The organism is Caballeronia pedi, assembly GCF_001544915.2.
In the GTDB taxonomy this organism is placed as follows: domain Bacteria; phylum Pseudomonadota; class Gammaproteobacteria; order Burkholderiales; family Burkholderiaceae; genus Caballeronia; species Caballeronia pedi.
Genome location: NZ_FCOE02000008.1, coordinates 280,316 through 300,322 on the forward strand (window position 1 = coordinate 280,316; position 20,007 = coordinate 300,322).

Consider the following 20,007-nt stretch of genomic DNA (forward strand, 5'->3'; position numbering starts at 1 on the left):
ATGGAATATCGACATCTCGGCGCTTCGGGCTTCAAGGTTCCCGTTCTGAGCTTCGGCACCGGCACGTTCGGCGGCCAGGGCGAATTCTTTCAGGCGTGGGGCGAAACCGATGTGAGCGAAGCGCGCAAGCTCATCGACATCTGTATCGATGCGGGCGTCACGATGTTCGACACCGCCGACCTCTATTCGCGCGGCGCATCGGAATCGATCCTCGGCGAAGCGCTCAAGGGCCGGCGCGACAAGGTCATCATCTCGACCAAGGCCACCTTCCGCTTCGACGAGAACGACCCGAATTCCGTCGGTTCGTCGCGCTTTCATCTCATCCGCGCGGTGAACGCGGCGCTCCAGCGCTTGCAGACGGACTACATCGACGTGTTCCAGCTGCACGGCTTCGATGCGAAAACGCCCGTCGAGGAAACGCTTTCCACCCTCGACGATCTCGTGCGCGCGGGCAAGATCCGCTATACGGGCGTGTCGAATTTCTCCGGCTGGCATCTGCAGAAATCGCTCGACGTGGCGCAACGTTACGGCTATGCGCGTTACGTCGCGAACCAGACGTACTACTCGCTCATCGGCCGCGATTACGAATGGGAGCTGATGCCGCTCGGCATCGATCAGGGCGTCGGCGCGATCGTGTGGAGTCCGCTCGGCTGGGGGCGTCTGACCGGCAAGATTCGCCGCGGCCAGCCGCTGCCCGCGACGAGCCGTCTGCACAAGACCGCGGACATGGGGCCGCCGGTGCCGGACGAGTATCTCTACCGCGTGATCGATGCGCTCGACGCGATCGCCGGGGAAACCGGCAAGACGGTGCCGCAGATCGCGCTCAACTGGCTCCTGCAGCGTCCGACGGTGGCGACGGTGCTCATCGGCGCACGCAATGAGGAGCAACTGCGGCAGAACCTCGGCGCGGTCGGCTGGAATCTCACCCCCGAGCAGGTGAAGAAACTCGACGAAGCGAGCACGGTGCGGCCGGCGTACCCGTACTGGCATCAGCAAGGCTTCGCGGAACGAAATCCGTTCCCGGTGTAAATCTCGCGGGCAAGCGTGGCGGGGCCGCCCGCCACATTCGAGATCCGTACCGGAAGTCCGCTGTTCATCTGTACCGGTACTGTACCGGACAGCTCCCGTACACTTGGCGCTCATCGAGTCCCTCATTGCCTGGAACGCGCCATGCCCACCGAACTCCTCAACGCCCTGCCCGCCGCCGCGCTGTTCGCGCTGGTGACGACCATCACGCCCGGCCCCAACAACACGATGCTGCTGGCCTCGGGCGTCAACTTCGGACTGAAGCGCACTGTGCCGCATGTGCTCGGCATCAGCGCGGGCATGGCGATTCTGATGATCGCCGTCGGTCTCGGGCTCGCGCAGGCGTTCGAGCGCGTGCCGTTGCTTTACACCGTGCTCGAAGCGGCGAGCGTCGCGTATCTGCTGTATCTGGCGTGGAAGATCGGCACGTCGTCATCGGTGCAGATGCGCGATGGCCAGGCCCGCCCGATGCGCTTTCACGAAGCGATTGCGTTTCAGTGGATCAATCCCAAGGCGTGGATGATGGTGCTCACCGCGGCGACGACCATCCACCTGCACGCGAGCCTCTCGCTGAACGCGGCGCTTATGGCACTGGTGCTCGTCGTGATCGGACTGCCGTGCATCACGATGTGGGCTGCGTTCGGCATGTCGTTGCGGCGGTTTCTCGCCAACCCGCGCTGGCTGCGCATCTTCAACATCACGATGGCCGTGTTGCTGGTGCTGTCGCTGTACCCGATCGTCGCGCATTTGTTCGATTGATGCGTGCGGAGGAATGACGTCGGCTGTCGGTAGTCGATGTGCAGGCCGCGGCAATGGAGCAGCGCGACTGTCCATACCCCTGTCCTCGTTTTCATGGCACGGTCCGTGGTCGAAGGTTTATCGCCTTAGATTACGGACGTGTCATTAAATCCATTACCTTATTCGGTGTAACCTCCATCGTATGAGATGTGCCCAATCATCAGGCCGAAGCTCGGGCCATCAATAAGTCCTTCGCTATCTCCGCCCAAAATCACAAGGGCAGTTGCGCTGGCGAACAGTAGATTCCCGAAAATACCCGGGTTGAATAACCAAGGAACCAGCAAGCGTTGGTCTAAACCAGTAAAAAAGATCGAGCCGCCACCAGCCACGAGCAAACCGGCACTGCCGTCTAACCATAAAGTCATCCCCGAGAAATCTTCAGGCTTCAACTCCTTATCACGAAGGCGATAGATTACACCGCCTCCGTCGAAGTCACGCGTTGCTCCAGTACCCGCGATCGTTCCATTTTTCGTGATGAAGTTTGGCAGCTTAATATCGGGCAAGCGAAACCTTGACGGCAGTCTAATTCCCGCCATACCGACGCCACCGTTGCGATAACTGAACTCGTACATCTGTTCTTGAGGATCGCTCAAAGGCAAGCATACCCCCGGACATCAGTAAATCGCCTACGCTAACGCTCCCGCCTGCCGAAGTTTTATAGGTCCACCCACTTCTCCGAATCATTTAACCAAATTCCCTCGTGATCTTCGATGTGGAAAACCCAATATCCCTCCGAATAGAAACATAAGAGCAACCCAGCAAAACATTAAGTGAACACCCCAAATTCCAAAAAATGTGTTCATCTGTGCATCATGCGAGTTTTTCGGGTCATAGCGCATTTCTACCTTGTCACCTATCTCCGCAAAGTGAAACCAACTACTTGCCGGAACAGAGACTCGCTCCCCACGAAGCGTTATGAATTCAACTTGCGGATGTTTTCCCCCAGCATTTAATCGAACAACTTCGCCAGTCACGACCTTTGATGACTTTACAAAGTCAACCGTAGAAGGCAATAAAGGAAGTTGAAGGCCAAAAATTATTATGCCGATCACAACGGCAGTCCAATTAACATGAGATTTATTAAATCTGATCATACTGGAAAAACCTCACGCCGAATGATGCGAAAGCAAAACAGTTACCAAGCAAAATGACTAGAAAGATTCAGGACGGCAGACATATTGAGCCGTCACCGTTCCGGCAGGAATTCCAGCTCTCAACTTAATAGATTCGATCTTGACCACATCAAAAGACAGCAACACCTCTTCAAAATGCCCCATTTGATAACCAAACGGCTCAATGTCCATAATCATCACATTTTTCATTATGATTTTTACTGAATCCTTTGGTGGAGTCACTTTCCCGAGTCCTGCTGGAATAGCTTGAGCAGTCGGGTCACGCCACGACAATACCGCTTCCCCAGCAACCCTGTTCATGGTCATATGGCTGATGAGGCTCGTGGACATAGCGCCAACCGGATGCGCGATACTCAAATGGTGAACGGTCGTCGCTTTTCCTACGGCATTTCGGCTGCCTTTCGATAGCCGCCACCGCCAGCTCATGACATCAATTTCGCCTTCATGTCCAAAGTCCGTCGAGTCGCCTTCGATGTCGCTCATCTTCAACCAGATATTCGAACCCGACATGTCCCTTTCCTTTTCGCTGTTTGTTAACAAAGATATTTAGAAGAACTGCGTACTTAGTTTCAGCAATTACAACGAGGAGGGAAGGGCGAGACGCAAAATTTGACGGACCGCTACAATCTCTCACGTGCGGTTGTGATTCCGGCTTGCAGCACTGGCGTCGAGTCATCAGCTTTCGCTGCACCCTCCCGCACGGCCGCATCATCGCGGCGGCGAGCGCATCTGAACGCACGCTCAAGGAATTCCGCGCGCGGGCCGGCTTCGCTCTTGACTCTTCGATTGATGCGCGAAGCGAAACAAAGCGGTGCGTGAGCAAAAAGCGCGCACCCTCTTTGTTTCGCCGCCCGTCCGGTGCATACTGAACTGACGCGCCGGCACGCAAAATCTGCCGTCCCGCTTGCAAGATTGGGACTGCGTTTCTTTCTCGCCAGCACTGTCTGTCCACCTTGCCGCCCGAATGGCTCTCGCGTGATCCTTAAGCGATCCTTTAAGGCGGTGTTTCAGCCCGGCGCGTACAAGCCTTGCTAGTCCGTTGGTTCGCGCCGAATCGTCGGCGCGGCTTTGAAATCTGTTCAAGGAGTACGCCATGTCTGGAGCCAATCGCCCATCCGGTCCCGCCACGCGCAAATCCCTCGACCTAGCCGATCAGATCGAGCGCGATGAACTGGAGAACAACCTGCCGGATGCGCTCAATGGCGTCGATGACGAAGATGACATCGACGATGATTCCGACTCCGATCGCACAGCAGGCCGTTAGCCTCGACAGCCGGGCCCATCGCGCTGATGCAGGCGTGATCCGCAACGCCGCAACGTTTTATCGTTGCGGCGTTTTTGCATCGTGGACCCGAATCGCTGGGCACGGCCGTTGCTTTGAACGATGCGCAGCAAGAATCTGATGAGCGAGCGGCGGCATCGACCCGCATGCGAATCAACCGATCCACCGATCCCACCGGAGGGCTTCATGCTTCGTTACGCTGTCATCTTCTTTATCATCGCGATCATCGCGGCCGTCTTCGGCTTCGGCGGCATCGCGACGGGCGCGGCAGAAATCGCCAAGATCCTGTTCTTCATCTTCATCGTGATCTTCCTCGCGACGTTGCTGCTTGGCGTGTTCAGGCGATGACGGTCATCGTTTGACAAGCGCCTTGAAAAAACGCGCGGGCTTCATCGAAGGCCGCGCGTTTTTTCATGCTTCGAAGGTCGAAGCACATCACGTGATGATCACCCGATTCTTCCCGTCTCGCTTCGCACGATACAGCGCGAGATCGGCCGCCTCCACGAGCTGTTTCGACGCATCGTCGTGCAAGGCCATTTGCGTCGCGCCGCCGATGCTGATCGTCACGCGCCCGCTCGCCGAACCCGTGTGCGGCACATTGAGCGACTCCACCGCAATGCGAATCTTTTCGCCGAGCAGACGCAAGCCAGGCGCCGACGACGACAGCAGCACCACCGCGAATTCCTCGCCGCCGAAACGCGCGGCGAGATCGGCCGGGCTGTTGAGGCTCGATTCGATCGTATGCGCGACGAGCTTGAGCACGTCGTCGCCGGCGACGTGTCCGTAAGTGTCGTTGTACGACTTGAAGTTATCGACATCGATCATCAGAAAGCCGATAGCCGCACGCTCGCGCGACGCGCGACGCCATTCGGCGCTCAGATAATCATCGAGACGACGCCGGTTCGACAGGCCCGTCAGACCATCCGAATGCGTCAGCCGCTGCAATTCCAGATTGGTTTCGAGCAGCTTCTGCTGCGACTGACGCAACGCGCGATACGCCTCGTCGCGCTGCAACAGGTTCTGATACGAACGCGAGTGATAGCGCACGCGCGCGACGAGTTCGATCGTGTCCGGCAGCTTCACGAGATAGTCGTTCGCGCCCGCCGCGAAGGCCGCGCTCTTGATGCGCGGCTCTTCCTTCGTCGACAGCACGATGATCGGGATATCGCGCGTCGCCGGATGTTCGCGATACTGGCGCACGAGCGTGAGACCATCGACGCCCGGCATCACGAGGTCTTGCAGAATCACCGTCGGCCGGGTTTCCTGCGCGGTGCGCAATGCCTCTTCGGGATTCGCGCAGTAATGCAGATCGACGTTCGCCTCGTCCGCGAGCGCGCGGCGCAGCGCCTCCGCGATGATCGCCTGATCGTCCACGAGCAGCACCATCACCGGCAGCTCGGCGGCAGACGGCGCGTTCAGCGCGGCCGCGAGCAGGTCGGACACGGCGCGCTCGTCCGCCATCGCGCGCGAGCCCGCGCGTTCGATGCTCGCCGCCGCCGCTGCCGCGGCCCGTTGCGCGCGCTCGGCCAGCGGATCGGGATGAGGAAGTTTCATGAACGTGTCCTTTTGTCGGATGCTTATCGTTAAATGCGTTGCGATGTCAGTCGAATGCCGTGGCGATGGCGTCGGCGATGCGCGGCAGCGGCAGGACCGACACCGCCGCATTCAGTGCGGCCGCCGCCTTCGGCATGCCGTACACCGCGCACGTCGCCTCGTCCTGCGCGATCGTGTGATAGCCCTTCGCGCGCATCGCCTTGAGGCCGATCGCGCCGTCGCGCCCCATGCCCGTCAGCAGCACGCCGATCGCGCGGCCGGTCCAGCGCTCGGTCACGCTCTGAAAGAACACGTCGACGGATGGCCGGTAAGGCAATTGCTCGGGATGCGCGGTGTAGCCGAGACGCGTGGCGTCGGCGAAATGCAGATGATCGTTGGTCGCGGCGAGCAGCACTTCGCCCGGCACGGGTTTGTCGCCCTCGCGCGCGACCCGCACGGGCAGCGCCGATTGCGCGTCGAGCCACTGCGCCATGCCTTCGGCGAACGCGCGATCGACGTGCTGCACGATGACGATTGCCGCCGCGAAGTGCTTCGGCAGCGCGCCGAGCAGCGTCGCGAGCGCGGACGGTCCGCCCGCCGATGCGCCGATCGCGACGAGCCGCGCAGCGCTTTTCGGCACGCTCGTCGCGATGATCGACGATGCGCCGGAAGACGCGAGCCGCGCGCCGATCTGATCGATCTTCGCGATCAGCGCCGCCGCGCCGCGGCGCGCATCGGCGCCGGCGAGCGCGGGCGTATCGACGGCATCGAGCGCGCCCGCGCCCATCGCTTCATAGACGCGCCATGCGTTCGCGCCCACATCGACGGTCACGACGAGAATCGCGCACGGCGAGCGCGCCATGATCGTACGCGACGCCTGCACGCCATCGACGTTCGGCATCACGAGATCCATCAGCACGACATCGGGCGTATGCGTCGCGCAATAATCGATGGCCTGCTGGCCGTCGTGCGCGACCCACGCGATCTCGAAGTCGGGCCGCGCCGCGAGCGCGCGCCGCAGTGCTTCCACGGCCAGCGAAACGTCATTCACAATGCCGATCTTCATGATTTCGCCTCGCCAATGAGATCGCGCACTGCATCGATGAGCGCCTGATCGTGAAAGCTGCCCTTCGCGAGGTAATAGTCCGCGCCCGCATCGAGGCCGCGCTGACGGTCTTCCGCGCGATCCTTGTACGACACGATCATCACCGGCAGGCCGGAGAGTTGCGCATCGCGCTTGATGAGCGTGACGAGCTCGATGCCGTCCAGACGCGGCATGTCGATATCCGTGATGACCAGATCGAAGCGCTCGCCGCGCACCGCGTTCCAGCCGTCCATGCCATCGACCGCCACCGCTACGTCGTAGCCGCGCGACGCGAGCAGCTTGCGTTCGAGTTCGCGCACGGTGAGCGAATCGTCGACGACGAGCACGCGCTTGGCTGCCGCGACGCTCGCACGCGATGTCCCCGCGCCCACGCGTCCGAGCTCGCCGCTGCCGACGAGTTTCTCGACCGAGCGCAGCCAGTCGTCGAGGTCCGCGATGAGCAGCGGATCGCCGTTTTCCATTAGCGCGCCCGCCGCGATGTTGCGCACCTTGCCGAGCCGCTTGTCGAGCGGTTGCACGACCAGCATGCGCTCGCCAAGGAAGCGGTCGACGACGATGCCGTAGCTCGCCGCGCCCTGCCCGATCACGACGACGTTGAGCGCGTCGCTCGCGGCTTCGAACGCGGCCGTCTGCAGAATCTGATGTGCGGTGACGAGACCGACGCGCTTGCCGTCGAAGGAAAAATGCTGCTGGCCTTCGAGCATGTCGATGGCGCTCGCCGGCAGCACCAGCGTACGTACGACATGCGCGAGCGGCAGGCCATAAGGCTCGCCCGCCACTTCGACGATCAGGCTGCGGATCACCGACAGCGTGAGCGGCAATTGCAGCGTGAAACGCGTGCCCGCGTGTGCTTCCTGCGTCACGCGCACGCTGCCGCGCACTTGCCGCACGACGTCCTGCACGGCATCGAGACCGACGCCGCGGCCCGAAACGTCGGTGACGGCGTCGCGCATCGAGAAGCCCGGCAGGAACAGGAATTCGAGCAGCTCGGCTTCCGTGAGACGCGCGGCCGTGTCTTCGCTCGCGAGGTTCTTGCGCACGACCGAGCGGCGCAGCGCATCGAGATCGACGCCCGCGCCGTCGTCGGACACGCTGATGAAGAGCGAGCCCGCGCTATGGCGCGCTTCGAGCGTGATGGTGCCGGTCTCCGGCTTGCCGAGCGCGCGTCTGAGCGACGGTTCCTCGATGCCGTGATCGACCGCATTGCGCAACAGATGACCGAGCGGCGCGTCGAGCAGATCGAGAATGTCGCGATCGACCTGCGTCGTCTCGCCCGCGATGACGAGGCGCACGTCGCGGCCGAGCCCGCGCGCGACATCGCGCACCATGCGCGCGAAGCCGCCGGTCGCATCGACGAAGGGACGCATGCGGCAGGCGAGCGCTTCGTCGTAGATCTGCTGCGCGAGATGCGTCGAGCGGCGGTCGAAGTTCTCCAGTTCGGCAAGACGCTCGCTCAGTTGCCGGTGCGCCTCGGCCGTGAGACGCCGCACTTCGTCGAGCGCGGCGTGTGCGCGCGCGTCGAGTTGCGCGGCGTTCGTTTCATTCAGCGTCTCGTGCAGACGTTCGAGCGCGCGGTTCGCATCGTGCTGAATGCGCTTCACGCGCAGCATCGATTGAGAGAACGGCTTGAGCCAGCGCGATTCGACCAGCGATTCGCCCGAGTGGCTCAACAGGCGGTCGAGCGTGTCGGCGCGCATGCGCAACATGCGCGCGTCGTTCGTGCGCGCTGGCGCCGCAACCGGCTCCGGCGTCTCGTCGACGGTCTTTGCGAGCGTGAGTTCGAGCGAGAGATCGCTTGTTTGCTGCCGCGCTTCGTTGCCTTCGATACGCGCGTTGAGCGCTTCGACGAACGCATCCACTTCGCGTTCCAGCGCTGCTTGTGCGTCGATGTCCTGCGCTTCGCCGATCTGCACGATCAGATCGACGCCACGCAGCAACATGTCGATATAACCCGCATCGAGCACGACGCGCCCTTCCTGCGCCGCGACGAAGCAGTCTTCCATCACATGCGCGAGCGTCACGCCGACCGGCACGCCGACCACGCGCGCCGCGCCCTTCAGCGAATGCGCGGCGCGCATGCTCGCTTCGAGCGTGACCGGATCGCGCGGTGCGCGTTCGAGCGCGATGAGGCCATCGGAAAGAATCTGCGCCTGGCCGCGCGCTTCTTCCTGAAAAAGTTCGAGCAGCGACGAGCGGCCCGGATCGATGCTCGTCATGTCAGGCTCCGGTTCAGACTCTCGATGAGCCGGTCGGCGTCGAGCAGGCCGACGGTCGCATCCTTGAATCCGGCCACCGCATGCGCGTGCGATGACAGGCGCTGCGCGAGCGTCGCGGGCACGGGCTGAAGCTGTGCGCGCGTGAAGCGATGCACGCCGTCGACGGCATCGACGGCAAAGGCGATCGGACCTTCGTGCTCGCCGTTGCCGTGATGATCGGGGCTGCGCGTGCGCTCGATGACGAGCAGCCGCCCGAGTTCGCGCGCATCGACGGCCTGATGGCTCGATACGGTCTTGATCGCGGCCTCTTCGATGCCGAAGAGCCGCGCAAGCGACACGCATACGAGCAGACGTCCGCGCACGTTCACGACACCCGACACCGCGCGGTTCCGGCGATGCGGCAGCGAATGCACCGGACGCAGTTGAGCGACTTGCGCGCAGCAGGTCGTCGGCAGGCCGAGCCATTCGCCGCCGATGCGAAACACGAGGCACGAGAGCGTGCCGGTTTCATCGCCGTCGCGCGTGATGTCCGGCGATGCCGCGCTCGTCTGTTCGATCGACGTGCGCGCTTCCACGCGATCGAGCACGCGCGCGGCCGCTTCGTCGTGCACCGGGCAATTGCGGCAATGGACATGGCGTTCGAGCTTCGGGCACGACATATCCCCGCGCACGCCAATGCGGTTCCAGCAATCGTCGATGTCGATCGTGATGTTGATATCGCGTGCGTTCATCGCGTGCTCCCGGTGACACGGCCGGCACGCGCGAGCAGGAGACGCGCACCGCTTTCATCGCCGTCGAGCGAGAGGCACGCGGCGAGATGCGTGAGCGCTTCGCGATGCGCGGGATCGAGATACAGCGCGCGACGGTAATGGCCGCGCGACGCATGATGCTCGCCACGCGCATCGGCGATCACGCCGAGCAGATAGTACGCATCCGCGTTCGACGGATGCGCGTTCAGATACGCATGCGCCGCGCGCGCCGCGGCGTCGAGTTGTCCTGCATCGGCGAGTTCGCGTGCATGCGCGAGGTCGTGCGGCGGCTCGGGCTGGACGCGCGTTTCTTCACGCAGCTTCACAACCGGCGGCGGGCGCACGGCAAGCGGCGCGCTGGCCCATGCGGGCAGCACGAACGCGGTCTTCATCGGCGGCGGCGTCTTTGCGGCCGGCAGACTCGGCCACGCGGCATCGAAGACGCTGACACGCTCGCGCTCGGCCCGATTGAACGCGAACGCGAGCGGAATGTTCGCGGAGCTCATGCCCTCGCGCATCAGAAGCCCCGTCTCCGCCGGGCCGACGAACAACGTGCCGCCTTCGGCGAGCAAGCCATCGAGCACGCGCAAGACGGCGCATTGTGTGTCGCGATCGAAATAGATCAGCACGTTGCGGCACAGAATGAAATCGAAGCGCTCGAACGCATGCGAGCCGAGATGCAAAAGATTCGCCTGCGCGAAGCGCACGCTTTGCGCGACGGCGGGATCGAGTTGCCAGCCGCCATCGGTTGCGCGGAAATGCCGGTCGCGGAAATCGAGCGCGCGGCCGCGAAACGCGTTGCGTCCGTAATGCGCGCGGCGGGCGATACCGAGTGCGCGCTCGCTCACATCGATCGCATCGATCGTGAAGCGCTCGGCGGGAATGCCCGCCTCAAGCAGCGCCATCGCAATCGTATAGGCTTCCTCGCCCGTCGAGCAGGGCGCGCTCAGCACGCGCAGCGGCTTCGCGGGACGTTCGTGCAGACGCACACGCGCAAGCCGCGCGAGCGCGGCGAAGGCTTCGGGATCGCGAAAGAACCAGGTCTCCGGCACGACGACTGCTTCGATCAGCTCCTGCATGCGCGCGGGGTCGTGCGTGATCGCGCGATAGTAATCGTCGAGCGTGCCGCCATGCTGATCGCGCCACAGGTTGTAGCGCTCGCGCACCGCGCGCGACACCGAGTTCGCGCCGATCGATTCGGCATCGAGCCCGATCGCGCCATGCAGCAAGTCGATGAAGCGGCCGATGCCGGATGGCTCGCCGTGACCGGTCGTATCGGCGAAAAGGTCCGGAATCGCGCTCATGCGTCGCTCCCGGCGAAGAGCAGCGCCTGAACGTCGTCGGGCAACAGATGCTCGATGCGCACCCATTGCAGCAGCCCCGCGTCGTCGCGCGTGAGCGGGCCGAGGTAGCGCGCGTGCGGCGTGTCGATGCCCGCGTCGCTGAACGAAGCGGCATCGAACGCGACGGTGCGCGTCGCCTGTTCGAGCAGAAGGCCGAGCCGATGATGCGTCGTCGCGCCATCTTCGCCGCGCCGCGGATACGTGACGAGCGCGAGCCGCGTCGAGAGCCTTTCCCGCGACGCACGCGCGATCGCGAGCGCGGCGATGTCGATGACGGGCACGCTCGCGCCTTGGTAGTCGAGCACGCCCGCGACCCACGCGGGCGCGCCCGGCAGCGCCTTCAGCGGCGCGAGCGGCAGCATGCGCTCGATCTGCGCGCTGTCGAGCAGATAGCGGTCGGAGCCGAGCGTGAACTGGATGAAGAGCATCGCGGCGTCTTTAGTTGGCCAGCATCAGGCGGCGACCTTGAAGCGCGACACGCCGGTGCGCAGACCATTGGCGACGTGCGTAAGATCGTCGATCGCCTGCGTCGACTGGCGCAGCGACTCGGCCGTTTGCTGCGCGGCCTCGGACAGTTGCGACAGCGCCTGCGAAATCTGGTCCGCGCCGGTCGCCTGCGTCTGCATGCCCTCGTTGATCATGGACACGCGCGGCGCGAGCGTCTGCACCTGATGGATGATCTGCGAAAGCTGGCCGCCCACTTGCTGCACGTCGAGCATGCCGCGGCGCACTTCCTCGGAGAACTTGTCCATGCCCATCACGCCAGCGGCGACAGCGGACTGGATCTCCTTCACCATCTGCTCGATATCGAAGGTGGCGACCGCGGTCTGATCCGCGAGACGGCGGATTTCCGTGGCGACGACCGCGAAGCCGCGCCCGTACTCGCCCGCCTTCTCCGCTTCGATCGCCGCGTTCAGCGAAAGCAGATTGGTTTGATCCGCAACCTTCGTGATGGTCGCGACCACCTGATTGATGTTGCCCGCCTTCTCGTTGAGGATCGCGAGCTTGCCGTTCACCGAGCCCGCCGCTTCCATCACGAGACGCATGGTTTCCTCCATGCGCGTGAGTCCCACCTGACCGGTGCCCGCGAGCGTCGCCGATTGCTCCGCCACGCCGGACACTTCGTTCATCGTGCGCACGAGATCGCGCGCGGTCGCGAAGATTTCGCGCGACGTCGCGCCGATTTCCGTCGTCGTCGCGGCCGTTTCGCTCGCGGTGGCCTGCTGCTCGCGCGCGGTCGCGGCGATTTCCGACACCGATGTCGTCACCTGCACGGCCGATTTCTGCGCCTGACTGACGAGGCCCGTGAGTTCGTCCGTCATGCGGTTGAAGCCCGCTTCCAGCGTGCCGAATTCATCGCGGCGCGCGAGCGCGAGCCGCTGCGTGAGGTCGCCGGTACGCATCTTGTCCACCACGTCGACGAGGCGCAGCATCGGCACGGTCAGCGCCTTCATCAGCAGGAAGCCCAGCACCGAGGCCACCGCGATCGCGACCAGCATCATGACGATCAGCGTGACTTCCGACTTCTGCACCGAGCCGCGAATGCTTTCCACTGATTTCGCATTGAAGGTCTCGTTGTGGTCGACGAGCGCGCGCGTCGCGGTCTGTCCGGCGTCCCATACGGGCGTCAGACGCGTGTTGAAAGTCGCGACGGCAGCGTCTTTCGAGCTCGCGAGTTCGCGCAGCGTCTGATCCTGAAGCGGGACGTAGAGCTCGCGCTGACGCTTGAACTCGTTGAAGAGACGGCGGTCTTCTTCTTCGAAGATGGTGGGCACGTAGGTGTCCATCAGCTTGTCGATGGTCGCGCGCGTCTCGGTGAGACGCTGCGTGTCGCGGCGCGATTGCTCCGCGTCGTTGTCGATGAAGACGAGCCGCTGCGTGAGCGAGTAGTTCTCGAACCACGCCGCGCGCAGATCATTGGACAGCGAGACGCCGACCATCGAATCGTCTTCGAGGCTCTTCGCTTCGCGGTCGATTCCGCCGAGCAGCGTGTAGGACAGTGCGGCCATGACCAGCATCAGGGTCAGGATGATGCCGAAGCTCGCCAGAATGCGATGCCGAATGGACAGTTGCTTCACGCGTTAAGCCCTATCAGTAAATGAAGACGATTGCCGCCCCGCGCAACCGCGAGCCCGCCTCGATCACGAAGGCGTCTCAATTGTAGGATGAATTCGTGCGCGTGAAAGCCGCGCCGTCAGAACGTGTTATCGGCCGATTGTGGCCGCGCTTGAATTCGGCGTGTCGAGCTGAATCATTTCGCCGTGTTTCAGCACGGTGAACGCGTCGGCGGGGAGGCCGGCGCGGCGCACGGCGTCGGCGAGACGGCGCGGAGGCTCGTCGAGCGGTTCGTCGGTCAGTTCGAACGTGCCCCAGTGAATGCCGACCGCCTTCTTTGCGTGGACGTCCTGGAAAATGCGCACCGCTTCTTCCGGGTCGACGTGCTGCGCGTGCATGAACCAGCGCGGGTCGTAGGCGCCGATCGGAATGAGCGCGAGATCGAAGCCGCCGAAACGCGCGCCGATATCGCGGAAATCCGGCGAATAGCCGGTGTCGCCCGCGAAGTAGAACGAATACGGATGCGCGGCGCCCGCCGGCGTCTTCACGACCCAGCCGCCCCACAGCGTCTCCGCGCGATCGAACGGCGTGCGCGCCGACCAGTGCTGGCTCGGCACGAACCAGATATCGAGCCCGGCGGCACGGGTTTCGTCGCTCCAGTCGAGTTCCTCGACGTTCGTCACGCCGATGTCGTTCATCCACTGCATGATGCCGAGCGGCACGAGAAAACGCGGCGGCCCGCCCGGTTGCCGGTTGAGCGCTTCGATGCTCGGCTTGTCGAGATGATCGTAGTGATTGTGCGAAATCAGCACGATGTCGATGTGCGGCAGCTCGTCGAGCGTGAGCCCGGGCGGCGTCTTGCGCTTCGGGCCGGCGAACGAGAACGGCGAGGCGCGCTCGGAGAACACCGGATCGGTGAGGATGTTCACGCCGTCGATCTGCACCAGCGCGCTCGCGTGACCGATCCACGTGAGCGTATCGGCGGTGCGATTCGCCTTGAGCCATGCGATGTCGGGGTGCGCCATCGGAAAGGCATAGCCATTCGCGGGCGGTTTCGGCAGCCCTTGCGTGAAGCGCTCCCAGCGCCACTTCAGAAACGACTCGCGCGGCAAATGCCCGTAGTTGTTTTCATAACCCGATGCGGTGCGCTTGGCGTGATGCAGCGGCTGCGGCTGTTGCGACTCCGTCGCGGACGCGGTTTCCTCGCTTCGCGCGGGCGTCCCCTGCGCGCAGCCCGCAAGCAGCGCGAGCGCGCACAACGCGGCGTGGGACTGTCGCATGAGCAGATTGATCGGCATGTTTCGAGGGATTGAGCGGCGCGCGCGACATCCGATTGTACGGAATGCATGCTGAGCCGTCTTTGCGCGCGCTTTTGTCCGAGGGATGTCCACGCTCGCGCTTCCACGCCATGTAAGGCGGAACCGGGAAAATTGCACGCCGCGGCAGCAAGCCGGCCCGCTTCTTGCTCTATCGCACCCCGGCGTCGAAACAAGGCGCTTTCGAAAACCAATCGCGGCGCGTGCTCTTCTTTTCGATGCGGATATCGCATCCGGGCGCGCAGCACGCTGTAGAAACGGGGGCCTCATGGGCGGCAGTCAAAGAAGAAACGCAATAAGCACGTTCAATCCGCAATTGCATACGATGCACGCGATGCTGGTATCGCGCGCCGCATCGCATGTTGCGAGCGCGATGCGGCCCGAGGGCCGTAACGAGGCGCTCGCGGAAGGCATCGCGGAGGTCATCGCCCATTGCGGGCACGCGAGTCTCGGGCTCTTCCTCGCGGCAGTGTGGCATTGGCTCGATGAGCGCGGCTATCACGAGGCCGCCGATGCCGTGCAGCATTACATCGAAAGCGGCACGATGCCGACAGTCAAGGCGACGCCGAAGACGGCGCGCCGGCGCGATGCGCGCATCTGAATCGGCAAGCCGGCGTTACGTTACGCGTTACGTGCCGAACCACCCCGCATCGACGTAATAATCGCGCGCGGTGCAGCGAGCCGCATCGTCGGATGCGAGGAACAGCACCATGCGGGCGATGTGCTCCGGATCGATACGCTCGTGCAGGCATTGCTGCGCGAGGAGTTGCGCCTCGCTTTCCGGCGACTGCCATAGCTTCATCTGGCGCGGCGTGCGCACCGCGCCCGGAATCACCGTATTCACACGAATGCCGTGTGCGCCGAGTTCGCGCGCGAGCCCGCGCGTAAGCCCTTCGATTGCAGCCTTCGCGGTCATGTAGAGCGTGAGATCCGGCAGCGCGAGGTGCCATGAAATCGAGCCCATGTTCACGATCGCGCCGCGCTGGTTCGCGCGCATGCGCTTCGCGGCCGCCTGCGCGCAGAAGAACTGATGCCGCAGGTTCACGGCCATGCGCTCGTCCCAATACGCGGCGCTCACGCTGTCCCACTGATGACGGTCGTCGCTCGCGGCGTTGTTCACCAGCACATCGATGGAGCCTGCTTCGTTCGCGATGGCATCGAACGCTTTTTCGATGGCAGCGGTATCACGCAGATCGCAATGCAAAAACGTTGGCGCATGCTTTTCGCCGGCGAGCGACTGTTCGAGCGCACGCGCATCGCCCTCGGCGACATCGATGAAAAACACGCGCGCGCCCTGCTTCGCGAAGGCCTCGACAATCGACGCGCCGATGCCGCTGCCGCCGCCCGTGACGACGACATTCCTGCCCGCAAGACTCGGATAGATGGCGTAGGACATGGCGGCTCGCTCAATGTGAATGACGCGGATTGCCGCGCGTTTCGATCACTTTCAGATACAGCGTCGCGGGTTCGAGGCATCCGCCCGTCGACAACTGTCCCACCGTCTGACGATACAGCTCCTGCCATGGCGTCTGCGCGGCGGGCGCGGCGAATGCGGATTGCGCGCGGCGGCTTTCGAGCTCGGCTTCATCGAGCAGGATGTTCACGCTGCGCGCGTTCAGATCGACGCGAATCCTGTCGTTCGTGCGCAGCAGCGCGAGACCGCCGCCCACCGCCGCTTCCGGCGACATGTTGAGAATCGACGGGCTCGCGGACGTGCCGCTTTGCCGTCCATCGCCCATGCAGGGCAGCGAATCGACGCCGCGTTTGATCATCTCCGCGGGCGGCGCCATGTTCACGACTTCCGCGCTGCCCGGATAACCCACCGTGCCGCAGCCGCGTATCACGAGAATGCAATGCTCGTCGATCTCGAGCGCGGGATCGTTGATGCGCGCGTGGTAGTCCTCGGGTCCGTCGAAGACGATCGCGCGCGCTTCGAAGGTATTTTCCGCGCCGGGCTCGCTGAGATAGGTCTTCCTGAATGCGTCGCCGACGACCGACATCTTCATGATCGCGCTATCGAAGAAATTGCCCGACAAGACCATGAAGCCCGCGCCGTGTTTCAACGGATCGGCGGCGGTGCGGATGACTTCGTTGTCGGCGGCGAGCGCATCGTGTGCGATCTCGCCGATCGTGCGGCCCGATACGGTCAGACAGTCGCGTCTGATGAGTCCGGCCTCGTCGAGCTGCCGGACCACCGCGGGCACTCCGCCCGAGCGATGGAAACTCTCGCCGAGATATTCACCCGCCGGCATGCAGTTCACGATAAGCGGCACCTGCTCGCCATGGACCTGCCAGTCGTCGAGACTCAACTCGATGCCCATGTGCCGCGCGATCGCAATCAGATGCGGCGGGCAGTTGGTCGACGCGCCGAGCGCGGACGCCACCACGATCGCGTTGATGAACGCGTCGCGCGTCATGATCTTCGATGGTTTGATATCTTCGCGAACCATCTCGACGATGCGCTTGCCAGTCGCATACGCCATCTGCCCGCGCTCGCGATACGCGGCGGGAATGCTCGCGCACGTCGGCAACGACATGCCGAGCGCTTCGGCGAGACTGTTCATCGAGAGCGCGGTGCCCATCGTGTTGCAATGACCGATGGACGGCGACGATGCCGTCGTCAGGCGCATGAAACCTTCGTAATCGATCTCGCCCGCTGCTAGCAGATTGCGCGCGTGCCAGATCACGGTGCCCGAGCCGACGCGTTTGCCTTCGTGCCAGCCATCGAGCATCGGACCGCCCGACAGGACGATCGCGGGCATATCGACGGTCGCCGCCGCCATCAGGCACGCGGGCGTGGTCTTGTCGCAACCGGTGGTGAGCACGACGCCATCGAGCGGAAAGCCGTGCAGGATTTCGACGAGGCCGAGATACGCGAGATTGCGATCGAGCGCGGCGGTCGGGCGGCGGCTCTGCTCCGCGAGCGGGTGCACGGGGAACTCCATCGGGATACCGCCTGCATCGCGAATACCCGCCTTCGTGCGCGCAGCAAGTTCGATGTGATGGCGATTGCACGGCGCGAGATCGCTACCCGTCTGAGCAATGCCGATGATCGGGCGGCCCGACTGCAGTTCCTCGCGCGTGAGGCCGTAGTTCATGAAGCGCTCGACGTATAGCGCGGTCATGTCGGCGTGCGAGGGATCGTCGAACCATTCCTGGCTGCGCAGACGCTTGGGATTGTGCTGGGACATGGGATTGTCTCTCCGTGATCCACAGTCGTTCGGCACGATCGCCGACGCTGTTGTTTGTATTTACGTTACCGGTAACATTTCGGGCAATGTTAGCACGCCTTCCACGGCTTGCCCGGCTCAGGCGCTCTCGCGAGGCAAGACGGAATACCCGACACGCACGCGCTTGCCTGCCGGTCTGACGATGCCCTGCTCGCGCGCCTCCAGTGCGGCGAGCAAGGTCTCGCCGGTGCGCAGGCCGATGCCATATGCGTCGACGGAAACCGTCGTGATCGATGGCGTGCAGCACGCGGCGACCTCGAAGTTGCCGAAACCCGCAACGGCAATATCGTCAGGCACCGCGAGGCCGCGCCGGTGACATTCCATTATCGCGCCGAACGCGGACATGTCGCTCACGCACATCACGGCCTGTGTGTCGGGCCAGGTTTCGAGCAGCGCGGCCATCGCCGGGCCGCCGTGGCTCATCGTGATCGGCGAATCGCCCAGACGGATGATGCGTTCGTCGTCGAGGCCGAGTGCTTTCGTCTGCGCGCGAAAGCCTTTCAGGCGGTCCAGGCCGCGACGGTCCAGTTCGCTCGCCCCGCCGAGAAAACCGATGCGCTCGTAACCCTGATTCGCCAGGTAGCGCACCATCTCCTTCGCTGCGCTGACGTTGGAGAACCCGACGGCGGCATCGATCGGATCTGACGGCGAGTCCCACATTTCCACCACCGGCACGCCCGCGCGACGCAGCAGCGTGCAGGTCGCTTCGGTATGACGCGAGCCGGTCAGCGCGATGCAGCGCGGCTGATGACGCAGCATCGAGCGCACGAGCCGCTCCTCGCGATCGAGATGGTAGTCCGTGTCGCCGATCAGCAGTTGCAGGCCGTGCGGCTCAAGCGATGCGGAAAGGCCCCGCACCGTATCGGAAAAATTGGAGCTCGCGAGCGACGGCACCAGCACGGCGACGAATTCCGATCGCCCCGACGACAACGCGCCGGCGGCGGCATCGGCGACGTAGCCGAGTTCGTCGATCGCTTTTTGCACGCGCTCGCGCGTCGCCAGCGCGACGCTGTGGCCCGCGAGCACGCGCGATACCGTCATCTTCGAGACGCCGGCGAGACGCGCGACGTCGGACATGCGCGGCGGGCCGGCGGAGGGATCGAAGACGGAGTTGGCCATGCGTCGGTATTCGGTATCGAGCGGGCGGCTTCAGTCCACCCGGACCCAGCCGTCCTCGCGCTGCTCCAGAATGATGTGCAACTTGGTTTCGCCGGCTTCGCGATCGGCGGCGGTTACGTCGGGAAAAGCGCGCTTGATGTCGCGATCGTCCATCCAGGGCGCGACGTTTTCGAGCTTGTAGGTATAGGTGACATCCGAGCGATGCGCGGTGGGGTCGGGCTCGGTCCAGCCCGCGACCTTGTCCAGCTTGACATGCGCGTAACAGATCATCCAGGCGCGTGGGTCATTGGTGGCGTTGGGATCGCCAGCGGGCCGAGTGGTTTCGACCGCGTACTTCTGCCCCTCGCCCGTCAGGCTATACGCGATGCCATTCTGCTTGGCGTTCGCGTTCGCCGGCGTCGGCGCCGCACGAGCGATGAGTCCGGTCTTCTCGAGCGCTGCGAGCTGCTCGCGAAGCGCTGCGGCTGAATACTCGTTGAGATCCCGGTTGCTATAAACCGATGGAAACGCGTACGGGCCGCGACCGCTGCGATTGAGGCATAGCAGGCCGCGATTGGTTTTCATGTCGGCGGAAATCGCGTCGCCCAGGCTGGACTCGCTTGCGTCGTTCTTCTTGCCGCACGCCGCGACAAGCAATGCGGCGCTGACGGCGGCAATCAACAGGCTCGTTCTCATGTGCGCTCCGGGAAGGGTCGGCATGACGGATACAACCTTTTGGTGCCATTCTACCGACAGAAATCGCGTATTCGGAGAGGGGATGGTGTCGGAGCGGACTATCGCGTGCAAATCGCCGGCCCAAACGCAAAAACCCCACCTTTATGGGGTGGGGTTTTTGTTTGTAGCATGAGGAGCCTGACGATTACCTACTTTCACACGGGAGCTCCGCACTATCATCGGCGTGGAGTCGTTTCACGGTCCTGTTCGGGATGGGAAGGGGTGGGACCGACTCGCTATGGTCATCAGGCATGACTTGTTGTTGAGTTGACGTGGTCAACCCAACCAATCCGGGAAGAAGCGGTAAAGAGTTCGGGTGGTGATCGTCGCACAACGATTCACTCAACCAGTGGATTCAAACACACTGGTTATAGGATCAAGCCTTACG

19 protein-coding genes and 1 rRNA gene are annotated in these 20,007 nt (G+C 63.4%); 5 read left to right on the plus strand and 15 right to left on the minus strand.

What is annotated here, in order from left to right; translation table 11 throughout:
* Complete coding sequence (locus AWB80_RS15295) at positions 1-1,029, plus strand: aldo/keto reductase (RefSeq protein ID WP_061175493.1); 1,029 nt, start codon at positions 1-3, stop codon at positions 1,027-1,029.
* A gap of 141 nt (positions 1,030-1,170) precedes the next feature.
* Entirely contained in the window at positions 1,171-1,785 is a 615-nt protein-coding gene (locus AWB80_RS15300; RefSeq protein ID WP_061175494.1) for a LysE family translocator, read from the plus strand.
* A 158-nt stretch (positions 1,786-1,943) separates the two neighbouring features.
* On the opposite strand, the gene AWB80_RS15305 is transcribed toward AWB80_RS15300, so the two are convergent.
* Both AWB80_RS15305 and AWB80_RS15310 read right to left on the minus strand, forming a co-directional pair.
* Positions 1,944-2,396, minus strand: coding sequence for a hypothetical protein (locus AWB80_RS15305; protein WP_061175495.1), 453 nt, complete (start codon positions 2,394-2,396; stop codon positions 1,944-1,946).
* Between the two features lie 579 nt (positions 2,397-2,975).
* Positions 2,976-3,467: a type VI secretion system tube protein Hcp gene (locus tag AWB80_RS15310; RefSeq protein WP_061175496.1), complete on the minus strand. Its 492-nt coding sequence runs from the start codon at positions 3,465-3,467 to the stop codon at positions 2,976-2,978.
* 583 nt (positions 3,468-4,050) lie between these two features.
* Here AWB80_RS15310 and AWB80_RS43970 point away from each other — a divergent pair.
* Both AWB80_RS43970 and AWB80_RS15315 read left to right on the plus strand, forming a co-directional pair.
* Entirely contained in the window at positions 4,051-4,221 is a 171-nt protein-coding gene (locus AWB80_RS43970; RefSeq protein WP_160147443.1) for a hypothetical protein, read from the plus strand.
* 204 nt (positions 4,222-4,425) lie between these two features.
* Positions 4,426-4,587, plus strand: coding sequence for a DUF1328 family protein (locus AWB80_RS15315; RefSeq protein ID WP_008352793.1), 162 nt, complete (start codon positions 4,426-4,428; stop codon positions 4,585-4,587).
* Between the two features lie 87 nt (positions 4,588-4,674).
* On the opposite strand, the gene AWB80_RS15320 is transcribed toward AWB80_RS15315, so the two are convergent.
* From AWB80_RS15320 to AWB80_RS15355, 8 genes are all read right to left on the minus strand, one after another.
* Positions 4,675-5,793: a diguanylate cyclase gene (locus tag AWB80_RS15320; RefSeq protein WP_279628657.1), complete on the minus strand. Its 1,119-nt coding sequence runs from the start codon at positions 5,791-5,793 to the stop codon at positions 4,675-4,677.
* Positions 5,794-5,839: 46 nt separating this feature from the next.
* On the minus strand, positions 5,840-6,838 hold the full coding sequence (gene cheB, locus AWB80_RS15325) for a chemotaxis response regulator protein-glutamate methylesterase (RefSeq protein WP_061175498.1): 999 nt from the start codon (positions 6,836-6,838) through the stop codon (positions 5,840-5,842).
* Positions 6,835-9,093 (minus strand): hybrid sensor histidine kinase/response regulator, encoded by a 2,259-nt coding sequence (locus AWB80_RS15330; RefSeq protein WP_061175499.1) that lies wholly within the window; start codon positions 9,091-9,093, stop codon positions 6,835-6,837. Before AWB80_RS15330 ends, cheB begins: the two co-directional genes overlap by 4 nt.
* Complete coding sequence (locus AWB80_RS15335) at positions 9,090-9,824, minus strand: chemotaxis protein CheW (protein WP_061175500.1); 735 nt, start codon at positions 9,822-9,824, stop codon at positions 9,090-9,092. Before AWB80_RS15335 ends, AWB80_RS15330 begins: the two co-directional genes overlap by 4 nt.
* Positions 9,821-11,146 carry a CheR family methyltransferase gene (locus AWB80_RS15340; protein WP_061175501.1) on the minus strand — a complete coding sequence of 442 codons (1,326 nt, stop codon included), beginning with the start codon at positions 11,144-11,146 and terminating at the stop codon, positions 9,821-9,823. Before AWB80_RS15340 ends, AWB80_RS15335 begins: the two co-directional genes overlap by 4 nt.
* Positions 11,143-11,613 (minus strand): chemotaxis protein CheW, encoded by a 471-nt coding sequence (locus AWB80_RS15345; protein ID WP_061175502.1) that lies wholly within the window; start codon positions 11,611-11,613, stop codon positions 11,143-11,145. The genes AWB80_RS15340 and AWB80_RS15345 overlap by 4 nt, the downstream gene beginning before the upstream one ends.
* 24 nt (positions 11,614-11,637) lie before the next feature.
* Complete coding sequence (locus AWB80_RS15350) at positions 11,638-13,263, minus strand: methyl-accepting chemotaxis protein (RefSeq protein WP_061175503.1); 1,626 nt, start codon at positions 13,261-13,263, stop codon at positions 11,638-11,640.
* Between the two features lie 126 nt (positions 13,264-13,389).
* Positions 13,390-14,520, minus strand: a complete 1,131-nt coding sequence (locus tag AWB80_RS15355; RefSeq protein WP_167390457.1) for an MBL fold metallo-hydrolase — start codon at positions 14,518-14,520, stop codon at positions 13,390-13,392.
* A gap of 370 nt (positions 14,521-14,890) precedes the next feature.
* On the opposite strand from AWB80_RS15355, the gene AWB80_RS15360 reads away from it, so the two are divergent.
* Positions 14,891-15,157 (plus strand): hypothetical protein, encoded by a 267-nt coding sequence (locus AWB80_RS15360; RefSeq protein WP_244206516.1) that lies wholly within the window; start codon positions 14,891-14,893, stop codon positions 15,155-15,157.
* Positions 15,158-15,184: 27 nt separating this feature from the next.
* On the opposite strand, the gene xylB is transcribed toward AWB80_RS15360, so the two are convergent.
* From xylB to rrf, 5 genes are all read right to left on the minus strand, one after another.
* Positions 15,185-15,952 (minus strand): D-xylose 1-dehydrogenase, encoded by a 768-nt coding sequence (gene xylB, locus AWB80_RS15365; protein ID WP_061175506.1) that lies wholly within the window; start codon positions 15,950-15,952, stop codon positions 15,185-15,187.
* Between the two features lie 10 nt (positions 15,953-15,962).
* Entirely contained in the window at positions 15,963-17,747 is a 1,785-nt protein-coding gene (locus AWB80_RS15370; protein ID WP_061175507.1) for an IlvD/Edd family dehydratase, read from the minus strand.
* Between the two features lie 117 nt (positions 17,748-17,864).
* Entirely contained in the window at positions 17,865-18,905 is a 1,041-nt protein-coding gene (locus AWB80_RS15375) for a LacI family DNA-binding transcriptional regulator (protein ID WP_208635651.1), read from the minus strand.
* A gap of 30 nt (positions 18,906-18,935) precedes the next feature.
* Positions 18,936-19,565: a hypothetical protein gene (locus tag AWB80_RS15380; RefSeq protein WP_244206517.1), complete on the minus strand. Its 630-nt coding sequence runs from the start codon at positions 19,563-19,565 to the stop codon at positions 18,936-18,938.
* A gap of 190 nt (positions 19,566-19,755) precedes the next feature.
* Positions 19,756-19,869: ribosomal RNA gene (gene rrf, locus AWB80_RS15385) — 5S ribosomal RNA — on the minus strand.
* Positions 19,870-20,007: the final 138 nt, after the last annotated feature.